The sequence below is a fragment of the Falsiroseomonas oryziterrae genome (assembly GCF_021864505.1).
Lineage (GTDB): Bacteria > Pseudomonadota > Alphaproteobacteria > Acetobacterales > Acetobacteraceae > Falsiroseomonas > Falsiroseomonas oryziterrae.
In genome coordinates this window covers 1-6,529 of sequence record NZ_JAKJIB010000243.1, presented here as the reverse complement: position 1 = coordinate 6,529, position 6,529 = coordinate 1, and the positions used below count along the sequence as shown (strand labels likewise).

The following is a 6,529-nucleotide window of genomic DNA, read 5'->3' as shown; positions in this document are numbered from 1 at the left end:
CACGACACCGCGGCGCGACCTGCTGCCCGCGCTCGACGCCTTCGCCGAGGTGCTTGTGCTGCTGGAATCCGGCCCTTCGACGCCGGCGCGCCTGACCGCGGCGATGCCGGCGGAACGTGCCGTCCGCACGCGCCGCGCCCTCGCCTGGATGCTGAAGATGGACCTCCTGCGACTCGCGTGATGGTTGCGCCGGGCGGCCGCTCGCCCGATTTCGTCGTTCTTTCGTCCCGGCTTCGAGTCTCGCGCGGCGCGCGCGGCTAAGCCTGCGCCCGCCGTCACGGAGGGCCTTCGGATGCACGCCGCCGTCCTGCGCCGCGATGCCGTTCCGAACGCGGTTCGGACCGCCGCGCCAAGCGTCCCGAATGGCTCAACGGTCACTTTGCTGCGGCGCGAGAAAGTGCCAGCGTTACAATCATTGGGAGCATTTCGAGGGCTCGGGCAGGTGGCGACGGCGCCGCAGGGCAAGATCCGGTTCGGCTGCTGCGTGCTCGACGACGGGCGCGGCACCTTGGCATCCCCCGACGGCACCGAGACCGTGCTGCGCCCCAAGACGCTCGAGCTGCTGCGGCTGATGCTGCGCAATCCCGGCCGCGTGGTGTCGCGGCAGGAGATCCTGGACGCGGTCTGGCCGAACCTCTTCGTCACCGACGACAGCATCACGCAATGCGTGGTGGAGATCCGCAAGGCCATGGGCGCGGGCGGCACCGAGTTGCTGAAGACCGTGCCGCGCCGCGGCTACCTGCTGCAGGCCGACGTGGCAGTGGAGCCGCTGCGCGCGGCGACGCCCTTCCGCAGCGCTCCCTCCGTGATCTCGCCCGGCGGCGTGCCGGTGGTGGCGGTGCTGCCCTTCCGCGTGCCGTCGCAGGACCCCGAGCTCCTGTCGGTCGCCGACGGCGTGCTGGACGGCGTGGTCGGGACACTGGCGACGCTGCGCGAGCCGGTGGTGATCTCCGCCAATTCCACGCGGCCGCTCGCCCAGTTGTCGCTGCCGCTCGGCGAGGTCGGGGAGCGGCTCGGCGCCAGCTACGTCGCCTCCGGCAGCCTGCGCCGCGTGGGCGAGACCTTGCGCATCGCCGTCGAACTGGCGGAGGCCGCGACCTCCGCCGTGCTCTGGCAGCGCAGCTACGACCTCCCGGCGAACGTCTCGATCGAGGTCGAGGACGAGGTCGCGTCGGTGATCTCGCGGACGCTGGTGCCGCGCATGCAGGACGCGGAGCTGCGCCGGGGCCTGCGCCAGGCGCCGGCGGACTGGACCGCCTACCAGCGCCTGCTGGAGGCGCGGCAGGCGATGCTGGGCATGGAGCGGTCGAGCTTCGAGGAAGCCGGCGAACAACTGCGGCAGGCCATCGCCATGGATCCGACCTATGCGGGCGGCCCCGCGGCGCTGGCCCGCTGGTACAGCCTGCGGCTCGGGCAGGGCTGGTCCGCCGACCCGGCGGCAGATTCCACCGCGCTGTTCGCCGCCGCCGCCGAGGCGGTCCGGCTGGACCCGAACGATGCAAGGTCGCTCGCGCTGCTCGGCCACCAGACCACGGTCATCAAGCGCGCCTATGGCACCGCGATCGAGCTGTTCGACCGCGCCCTCGGCATCGCGCCGAACGACAGCGAAGTGCTGGTGTGGAGCGCCCCGACCTACATCTTCATCGGAGAACCGCAGGAAGCGATCCGCCGGCTGGAACGGGCGATACGCCTGTCGCCCGAGGACCCCTTGATGTTTCGCTACCACCACTTCCTGTCCCTGGCGCACCTTACAGCGACGAACTGGTCGGAGGCGGCCCACTGGGGACGGAGCTCGATGCGGCTGAACCCCAACTACACCTCGAATCTCCGCGCGACGACGGTTGCGCTGGTGGCGCTCAGGCGCCTCGACGAGGCACGCGACATCGCCGCGCAGGTGTTGCGGCTTGAGCCCGGCTTCAGGGTGCGCGCGCTCCACACCCCCTTCGCCGAGGCGTGTGCGCATATTCGCGATCTCTACGCGCGCTATCTGATCGAGGCGGGCCTGCCGAGCTAGGCGGAGATCCGACGCGAAGCATACCGACGGACGGGAGGAAGCGGATCATGAGCGGTTGGTTGTTCACCGATGGCGGCGTCGATGGCGGCGTGGATGGCGGTGTCGACGGTGGTGTGGACGGGGGCGTCGATGGCGGCGTCTCCGGCGGAGCCAGGCTCACCCATTCCTTTCTAGGGCGCGCCGACGGGCAGGATCGCGCCGCTATGGGCGAAGCGTCGGTCCTGAATGGGGCCGCGTTCCCGGACGGCGCCTTCGCGCCGGCGCTACGTGCGCAGGCCATCCTCGCCGAATTCCTGGCGACGCCCGGCTGGATCGCCGCCTCCACACTGCCGAGGCGCCCCGACATCGACGACAACGTGAAGGGCTGGATCGGCGATCTGCTCCAGAAAATCCCGCAACGCCAGGAACGCTTCAGCGAGATCCACGCGCAGGCGCGCAACTTCACCGGGCTCTTCGCCGCCACGGTCATGGCGCGCGGCAAGCCGGCGACGCAGCAGCTGATCGCGATCGGCCTCGCGGTCGGGCACACCGTCGGGATGTACTGGAAGCTGAAGCACAACTCTCCGCGGCCGGCGCAGTTCTATCCCGGACTGCTGCCGGTCGTGCCGACGCCGCCGCATCCCTCCTACCCCAGCAACCACGCGCTGCAATCCTACCTGATCGCGAACCTGCTCGGGCGCATCTACGGCAACGACAACAACGTAACGCGCATGAAGGTGCTGCGCCCTCTCGCCTTCCGCATCGCCGAGAACCGGGAAATCGCCGGCGTCCATTTCCGGAAGGACAGCGACGCCGGCAGGGACATCGCGGACGCGATCGCGCCGCTGCTCGCGGACATGCAGGCCGTGAAGGACCTGATCGCCACGGCGAAGACGGAACTCGGCCCGGTCGTGGACCTCGGCGAGCCTCCGCATCCCAGCTGGGGCGAGAAGTTCAAGGCCGGCAACAAGGCCCCCGCGATCGGCCAGGGCGGCGGCGGGCAAGGCCCCGGCGTGATCGAGACGTGACATGGCCGAGTTGCGGAACCTTCCCCCCGACCGGCTCGCGCGGGAGCTCGGGCTGAACGACATCGAACTCCGTTATGTCGAGGAGTTCCGTGTCACCTCCGTGGACGAGTTGCATGCGCGTCTGCGCGCCTCGCCCTCGCTCGGCGAAAGACGACAGGGATTCCGCTACGCCGAACTGCTCCGCGGGCTGGAGCCGCTGCTCTCCCCGGCCTACAGCCGCGCCCTGGCCGCGCCGCCGCCCGAAATCGTCTGGGGCGCGAACCTCACGCCACCCGGCGAGACGCTCGCCATCGGCAACTGGCCCGGCGCGAACCAGCCGCCCGACCTGAACGGCGAGAATGAGGTCATCGACCTGCTCGGCGGCCTCAAGGATGTCTGGCCGGTGCGCGACCAGCGCTTCACCGAACCGACCTGCGTGCCCTACGCCGTCACTGCCTCTCTGGAATGGCAGACGCTGAACCCGGCCACCGGCACGACGCGCCTCGGCTCGGTGTTCCTCTACCAGCGCATCCGCAACCAGTTCCCCGTACCGATGGGCCAGGGCGGCACCAAGCTGACGGAGGTCGCCGCCGTGTTGCCGGTCTCCGGCGTCTGCCGCGAGGCGCTGTGGTCCGACAACAACAATACCACGACGGTGCCGACCGCCGCCGCCGTGCAGGACGCGCTGACCCGCCAGCGCAGCGGGCCCTGCGCCGATCTCGGCTACAACCCGGCCGCGCGGCATCCCCCGCGCGCCGCGCGCGTCGTGCTGGAACAGCTCCGCCAGGGCCGGCCGGTCGCGATCACCATCCCGACCTTCGCGGAACAGGGCTTCACGCGGACGAACTGGACCGATGCCTTCACCCTGCTGACCGGCTGCGTCCTGAAGAAGGAAGCGCATTGGCAGCGCGTCGGCGGCCATGCGGTCTGCATCCTGGGCTTCCAGCCTGCGACCAAGGACCCGCTCGGCGGCTACTTCGTGTTCCGCAACAGCTGGGGCGGCCGCTTCGCGGAGCAGCCGAACAAGCCCGCCCAGGTCGCCGGCAAGCCGCTCGAGCCCACCGTCCCCGATGTCGGCTACGGCGTGATCGGCGCCGACGAGCTCGACGCCTACGTCACCGAGATCATGGTCTTTCCCTGACGCGGCGCGGGTCGCCCTAGCCGCGCCGCCGGAACCGCTCCACCGCGCCCACCAGCGCGGTCCTCACGCCCGGCTCCAGCGCCGAATGTCCCGCATCCGGCACCACCGTCAGCCGCGCGCGCGGCCAGGCGGCGGCCAGGTCAAACGCCGTGTCCGGCGGGCACACCATGTCGTAGCGGCCCTGCACGATCTCGGCGGGGATATGCGCGATGCGGTCCATCTGCCCGAGCAGCCCGCCCTCCGGCAGGAACAGGTCATGCGCGAAGTAATGCGCCTCGATCCGCGCCAGCCCCAGGGCGCTGCGGTCCTGTGCGAAGCTCGCCACCGTCTCCGGGCTCGGCAGCAGCGTCGAGCAGCTGCCCTCGTACAGGCTCCAGGCCCGCGCCGCCGGCGCATGCACCAGCGGATCGGGGTCGCAGAGCCGCCTCAGATAGGCCGCGAGCAGGTCACCGCGCTCGGCGGGCGGGATGTGCTCGGCGAAGGCCGCCCAGGCATCGGGGAAGACGCGGCGCAGGCCATAGAGGAACCACTCCACCTCCTGCGCGCGGCCGAGGAAGACGCCGCGCAGCACGCAGCCCGCCACGCGCTCCGGATGGGCCTGCGCATAGGCGAGCGCCAGCGTCGAGCCCCAGGACCCGCCGAAGAGCAGCCACTTCTCGATGCCGAGGAAGCGCCGCAGCACCTCGATGTCGGCGACGAGATGCGGCGTCGTGTTCTCCCGCAGCTCGCCGAGCGGCCGCGACCGGCCGGCGCCGCGCTGGTCGAAGATCACCACGCGCCAATGGCCGGGGTCGAAGAAGCGGCGATGGATCGCGCCCGCCCCGGCGCCCGGGCCCCCATGCAGGAACAGCACCGGCTGGCCGCGCGGATTGCCGACCTGCTCCCAGTACATGACATGCCCGCCGGTCAGCGGAAGCAGCCCGGTCTCGAACGGCGCGATGTCGGGGAAAAGGTCGCCACGCGGCATGGCTTCGTTCTAGCGAGCGGCATGGCCGTGAAGCAACCGCGCGGCGTGATGAACGATCCGCGGCGTTTCCCCCTTCGCCCGCGCGCCGATCCTCCCTAGGTTTGGGGCGATGGCCGAGATCCCCTCGCCCGGCTCCCGTTCCCCCGGCTCCGCCGCCGCGACGCTGCGCTGCGGCGTCTGCGGCACGGAAAGCCGGCATCCGCCGTTCCGCCCGAGCCCGCCGGAGCAGCCGCCGGACCTCGACCTGCGGCCAGGCGAGCCGGTGCGCTCCACCATGCCGCGCTGGCTCCAGCAATGCCCGGGCTGCGGCTATTGCGCCCCCGACATCACCCGCGCCCACCCCGCCGCGGCCGAGGCCGTGCGCGCCGCGCCCTTCCGCGCGCTGCTGGCCGACAACACCATCCCCCCGCTCGCCCGGCGCTTCCTGGCCTGGGCGCTGGTGCTGGAGGAGACCGGCGCGCTGCACGCCGCCGCCGAGGCGACGCTGCAGGCCGCCTGGGTGGCCGACGACCTCGGCAGGCCCGACCTCGCGCGGTCCTGGCGGCTGGATGCGGTCGCGCTGTGGCGCGGCGGCCCGCAGCTCGACCCGGAGCAGACGGTGCGCGTGGTCGATGCGCTGCGCCGCGCCGAGGCCTGGGACGACGCCGCCGCCACCGCCGCGATCCTCGCCGACAGCCAGCCGCCCGAGGCCGTGGCGCAGGTCATCACGCTGGAACGCCGGCTGATCGAGGCCGGGGATGCCGGCCGGCACACTGTGGCCACCGCCCTCCCGCCGCCCTCGCGCCGCCCGCATGCGAGCCACCACAGGATGGCGGCCCGCGGCGAGGGGCTCTGGGCGAAGCTGAAGCGCTTCCTGGGCGGGAAGGGCTGAGCTCCACCCCGCGCGGACGTGATCGCGCGCAGGCCGTTGCGTGGCCGCGCCCGTGCAGGATCCGCAAGGACCAATCGCCCGCTGCCGCGTTGCCGGTCGGTTCCGCGGCAGTCCCGCCGCGGGTCGCCGGGGAGCCCCCATGCGCGCCGCGCCCGCCCTGCTGGCCCTGTCCGTCCTCGCCGCCTGCGACGACCCGACGCCGCGGGAGCCGCGGGCCGAGGCACCCCCCCCGGAACCCGCACGCGCCGCCGTGCAACCCGCCCCCGACCGCAGGATCGAGGCGCTGCGGGCCGCCGAGGAACGCCTGCGCGCCCGCTTCCGTCCCGACGAGCCCTTCGCCACCCGCGCCGTCCAGGTGCACCGCCAGCAACTGCCGGACACGCTTGCGGTCTGCGGCCAGGCGAACGCCACGGGCCGCGGTTCTGCCGCCTGGATCCCCTATGTCGCGATCATCGGCTTCGACGGCGAGCGGCCCGCGCGCGTGGAGTTCCACTTCGCCGGCAGCACCGCAGAGGCGACGCGGGTCTATTTCGAGCTGGTGGATCGCTGC

7 protein-coding genes are annotated in these 6,529 nt (G+C 72.3%); 6 read left to right on the top strand and 1 reads right to left on the bottom strand.

The features are described from left to right. The 4 genes from L2I40_RS16890 to L2I40_RS16875 all read left to right on the top strand — a co-directional run. On the top strand, window positions 1–181 hold a 181-nt coding region (locus L2I40_RS16890), incomplete at its 5' end, for a hypothetical protein (protein WP_237216365.1). Between the two features lie 261 nt (window positions 182–442). Beyond that, complete coding sequence (locus L2I40_RS16885) at window positions 443–2,014, top strand: winged helix-turn-helix domain-containing protein (protein WP_237216364.1); 1,572 nt, start codon at window positions 443–445, stop codon at window positions 2,012–2,014. Window positions 2,015–2,061: 47 nt separating this feature from the next. Next, the gene (locus tag L2I40_RS16880) at window positions 2,062–3,021 is read left to right on the top strand and encodes a phosphatase PAP2 family protein (RefSeq protein WP_237216363.1); all 960 of its coding nucleotides are present in this window, start codon (window positions 2,062–2,064) and stop codon (window positions 3,019–3,021) included. Between the two features lies 1 nt (window position 3,022). Continuing rightward, on the top strand, window positions 3,023–4,141 hold the full coding sequence (locus tag L2I40_RS16875; protein ID WP_237216362.1) for a C1 family peptidase: 1,119 nt from the start codon (window positions 3,023–3,025) through the stop codon (window positions 4,139–4,141). 16 nt (window positions 4,142–4,157) lie between these two features. On the opposite strand, the gene pip is transcribed toward L2I40_RS16875, so the two are convergent. Beyond that, the gene (pip, locus tag L2I40_RS16870) at window positions 4,158–5,108 is read right to left on the bottom strand and encodes a prolyl aminopeptidase (protein ID WP_237216361.1); all 951 of its coding nucleotides are present in this window, start codon (window positions 5,106–5,108) and stop codon (window positions 4,158–4,160) included. A gap of 109 nt (window positions 5,109–5,217) precedes the next feature. Here pip and L2I40_RS16865 point away from each other — a divergent pair, with 109 nt between their 5' ends. Further along, a complete protein-coding gene (locus tag L2I40_RS16865) occupies window positions 5,218–5,979 on the top strand; it encodes a hypothetical protein (protein ID WP_237216360.1) in 762 nt (253 codons plus the stop codon). Between the two features lie 139 nt (window positions 5,980–6,118). Continuing rightward, the coding region (locus tag L2I40_RS16860) for a hypothetical protein (protein ID WP_237216359.1) at window positions 6,119–6,529 on the top strand (411 nt) is incomplete at its 3' end.

Excerpts from the sequence above, each read along its gene's own strand:
- L2I40_RS16880 (WP_237216363.1), top strand. The coding sequence starts at position 2,062 with ATGAGCGGTTGGTTGTTCACCGATGGCGGCGTCGATGGCGGCGTGGAT.
- L2I40_RS16875 (WP_237216362.1), top strand. The coding sequence starts at position 3,023 with ATGGCCGAGTTGCGGAACCTTCCCCCCGACCGGCTCGCGCGGGAGCTC.
- pip (WP_237216361.1), bottom strand. The coding sequence starts at position 5,108 with ATGCCGCGTGGCGACCTTTTCCCCGACATCGCGCCGTTCGAGACCGGG.
- L2I40_RS16865 (WP_237216360.1), top strand. The coding sequence starts at position 5,218 with ATGGCCGAGATCCCCTCGCCCGGCTCCCGTTCCCCCGGCTCCGCCGCC.